Below are 3,570 nucleotides of genomic sequence, written 5' to 3'. Positions count from 1 at the left end.
AAATTCCTCTCACTGCGGGCACGTCCACTTCTCAATACTCAGCACTCAAAACTCAACACTAAATATCGCCTCTGCGCTTCATCATCTCCCAGCGGGCGACGAGGATCTCGACTTTGCGTCCCAGCATGTTGTAGAACCAGACCACCGGGATCGCCACCAGTATGCCGCCGGCGGTGGTTTTGAGCGCGAGGGCCAGACCGACCATGATGTCTTTCGTCTCCACCAATCCGCTCTGGCCGATCGTGACGAAGGTGACCATGATCCCCATGACCGTTCCCAGCAGACCGATGAAGGGGGCGTTGGCCCCGATGGAGGCGATCATCGTCAGATTCTCTCCCAGGGCGATCTCCAGCTCCTCTTTTTCCTTGAAACTGCGCAGATCGACATGCCGGTAGTAGAAGTAACGCTCCAGTATGAGCCAGAGCGCCACGACACTCATGAGTCCCAGCAGTCCGATAAATCCGTAATCGACGAGATCGGCCATTTTCGTTGTATTCATCGTTGCAAATTCCTTTTATCCGTCTTCATTCCGCTTTCGCCACCGCCGCGAAATCGAGCCGGAAAGTGGTCCCCTCCCCCGCTCTCGAATCGATATCGATCTTCACACCATGCTCGTCGCAGAAAGTCTTGACGATATGCAGCCCGATACCGTACCCCGAAGCGTTCAGGTCACTCTGGTAGTAGCGGTCGAAGATGTGAAAGAGGGTCGTCTCATCCATCCCGATGCCTGTGTCGCGGATCGTCAGGCGGCTCTTTTCGATCGAAATCTCCACTTTCCCGTTGTCGCGGTTGTATTTGATCGCATTGGAGAGGAGATTGTCGACTGCCTTCTGGCAACCCCGCCTGTCGGCACGTACCCTCAGCTCTTTTGGAGTGTATTGTATCGAAATATCCCCCCGGATATCCTCCATCTTCAGAATGCTCGCCCTGACCACCTCGTCCAGATCGAAACTCTCCCGCTCCACCGAACCGATCTCCTTTTTGATGAAATAGTCCAGATCCTCGTAGAGCTCTCCCAGGTTTTCCGCCGCCTTTTCGATACGTTCCAGACGTCTGGATGTTTTCGGATCGGCCTCTTTGCGTTTGAGCATCGAAACGTTGGCGAATATCGTCGAAAGCGGGATGTTGAGCTCGTGAAGCGTATCTTTGAGAAGTTTGTCCAGCAGATCGTTTGTCACGAAAAGAGGCTCGAGAGCCACCTTGGAGAGGATATAGCCAAAAAGTATCGAAAGAGGCAGCAGCATGATCGTCACGATCAGGAAGTTTTCGTCGCTGTAGCCGAAATTTTCGAAGACCACCCACATCAGCACCGCCATGGCGACGAACGAGACGACGTAGAAGAGAAGCACTTTCGCGGTCTCTGCGCGTTTCACCCGCCTCTCCTACGCATCGAAGCAGTAACCCACACCCCGGATATTGCGGATGCTCTCCTTGCCGAAGAGCTGTTTGAGCTTGTTGATGTAGACTCTCAGCACGCCCGTACCCGGATTGTCGTCACCGTAGAGTTCCCGGAGTATCTCTTCCGTACCCACCACTTCGCCGCGGTTGCGAAGCAGTAGAGAGAGAAGCTCCGCCAGTTTTTTGGGAATCTGTACCGGCTCACCCCCTTCGTAGAGTACAAGCCGCTGCATGTCGAAGAGGAATTGGCCCACCTCGACCTTTTCGTTCGCGTATCGTCGCCTGAGCTGCGCTTCGATGCGCAGAAGCAGTTCGTCCAGATCGATCGGCTTTTTCATGTAGTCGTCGGCGCCGCTGTGGAATCCCTCCGCCAGCGCCTCTTTGTCCCGGGCGGAAGTGATGTAGATGGCCGGCGTCGTGTCCCCGCTCTCTCTGAGCTGTTTGAGCAGATCGAAACCGTTGAGATCGGGAACGTTGACATCCAGAAGATAGAGATCGAAACCGTCGTTTTCGTAGACCTCGTCGATGGCGGGTCTGGCGGAGAGAAAATGTGCCACTTCGTACCCCTCCCCCTCCAGAAAATCGACCAGCGTCTCTCCGAAAAGCCGATCGTCTTCCAGCAGCAAAAGCCTATTCGGCACTCAGGACCCTCCACTCGAGGCTCTGTCCCGCGAACATCGGCACGACCGTCCCTTCATAGATTTCCGGCACGAGCCATGGAGTCTTTTCCAAAATCACAGTTTTCTCGATCGGCGTGATGCCGTAGATACGCCGGGCGTTGTCGCTGACGAAAGCCTGAAGGTTGTCGAGAGCGCCATGACGGTCGAAAAGCTGTGCCAGTCCCTGCAGAGCGATGGGAGCCGTGAATACGCCTGCCGCACAACCCGGTGCCTCCTTTTTGTCCCGGGGATGGGGGGCGGAGTCGGAGCCGAACATCACTTTCGGATGGGCCGCCAGCGCCGTCTTCAGCAGGGCTTCCCTGTCTTCGGGGCGCTTGGCGATCGGCTTGCAGAAAAGATGGGGTTGCAGCAGTCCACCCGCCACGTCGTCGAGGGTGATGTAGAGATGGTGAAGCGTGATGGTGGCATAGAGATTTTCGTATCGGTCCAGCGCCTCGACCGCCGCTTTGGTCGTGATGTGTTCCATGACGATCTTCAGATCGGGGAAGTGCCGTGCCAGCATCTCGTAGATCGGGATGAATTCCGCCTCCCGGTCCATGACGAAGCCGCCCGTCTCTCCGTGTACGCAGAGCGGAATCCCCAGATCGCTCATGACGCCCAGCACCGGTGAGAGCTCCTCGAGGTCGAAACCGCTCACACCCCCTTCCGAATTGGTCGTGATGCCGGCCGGATAGAGCTTGATGGCCAGAATCTCCTCTCTGACCGACTCTAAAAACTCGGGGGAATAGTCCGATTTGAAGAAGAGTGTCATATAGGGGATGAAACGGTGCTCCCCCTGGGCTTTTCGGATGCGTTCCCTGTAGCTTCGCACATCCTCTTTCGAGGTCACCGGCGGTACGAGGTTGGGCATCACGAGTCCGCCGGAAAAGGTTTCGGCACTCAAAGGCGCGACGATATCGAGCATCTCTTCATCACGCAGATGCAGATGCATATCGAGAGGTGAGTCGATGGATATGACCATTTCAAAGCCTTTTTTTCTATTTTTGTTGTTATTATACCGCCATTATGTTAGAACCCGTCTCAAAGTTCCCCATGGACGGGTTCTTATAAGGATGTCAATTTGCACGAAATCGTCAACTGGATCGTAGAGACCGTCGGGGCGATGGGATACCTCGGTATCTTCATCATGATGTTTCTGGAGAGCTCCTTTTTCCCGTTTCCCAGCGAAGTCGCGATGATTCCGGCCGGATACCTCGCCAGTAAAGGGGAGATGAGCCTGCCGCTGGCTTTCCTGGCCGGCGCCGGAGGCTCTCTGGCCGGCGCCATCTTCAACTACGCCCTGGGCCACAAACTGGGACGGCCTTTTTTGATAAAATATGGCAGATATCTCTTTCTCAAACCCGAAACCATCGACAAAACCGAAGCCTTTTTCGAAAAATACGGCCCTGCCAGCACCTTCTGGGGCCGCCTGCTGCCGGGGATCCGCCAATACATCTCGCTTCCCGCCGGCATCGGGAAAATGCCGCTGATAGGTTTCAGCATCTACACATTT

General features: G+C 55.4%; 5 protein-coding genes. 1 reads left to right on the top strand and 4 read right to left on the bottom strand.

What is annotated here, in order from left to right:
• Window positions 1–58 precede the first annotated feature (58 nt).
• The 4 genes from exbB to pyrC are packed head-to-tail and all read right to left on the bottom strand — an operon-like array spanning window position 59 to window position 3,039.
• Complete coding sequence (gene exbB / locus Q1K23_RS04510) at window positions 59–499, bottom strand: TonB-system energizer ExbB (protein ID WP_300362801.1); 441 nt, start codon at window positions 497–499, stop codon at window positions 59–61.
• Window positions 500–524: 25 nt separating this feature from the next.
• The gene (locus tag Q1K23_RS04505; protein WP_300362799.1) at window positions 525–1,373 is read right to left on the bottom strand and encodes a HAMP domain-containing sensor histidine kinase; all 849 of its coding nucleotides are present in this window, start codon (window positions 1,371–1,373) and stop codon (window positions 525–527) included.
• Between the two features lie 9 nt (window positions 1,374–1,382).
• A complete protein-coding gene (locus tag Q1K23_RS04500; protein ID WP_300362797.1) occupies window positions 1,383–2,039 on the bottom strand; it encodes a response regulator transcription factor in 657 nt (218 codons plus the stop codon).
• The gene (gene pyrC, locus Q1K23_RS04495) at window positions 2,029–3,039 is read right to left on the bottom strand and encodes a dihydroorotase (RefSeq protein ID WP_300362795.1); all 1,011 of its coding nucleotides are present in this window, start codon (window positions 3,037–3,039) and stop codon (window positions 2,029–2,031) included. Before pyrC ends, Q1K23_RS04500 begins: the two co-directional genes overlap by 11 nt.
• Before the next feature lie 99 nt (window positions 3,040–3,138).
• Here pyrC and Q1K23_RS04490 point away from each other — a divergent pair.
• Window positions 3,139–3,570: DedA family protein (locus Q1K23_RS04490; protein ID WP_300362793.1), on the top strand; the 432-nt coding region annotated here is incomplete at its 3' end.

Origin of the sequence: Hydrogenimonas sp. (assembly GCF_029933015.1) — a bacterium.
Lineage (GTDB): Bacteria > Campylobacterota > Campylobacteria > Campylobacterales > Hydrogenimonadaceae > Hydrogenimonas.
The sequence above is the reverse complement of the archived record's forward strand: the minus strand, read 5'-3'. Positions and strand labels throughout refer to the sequence as shown.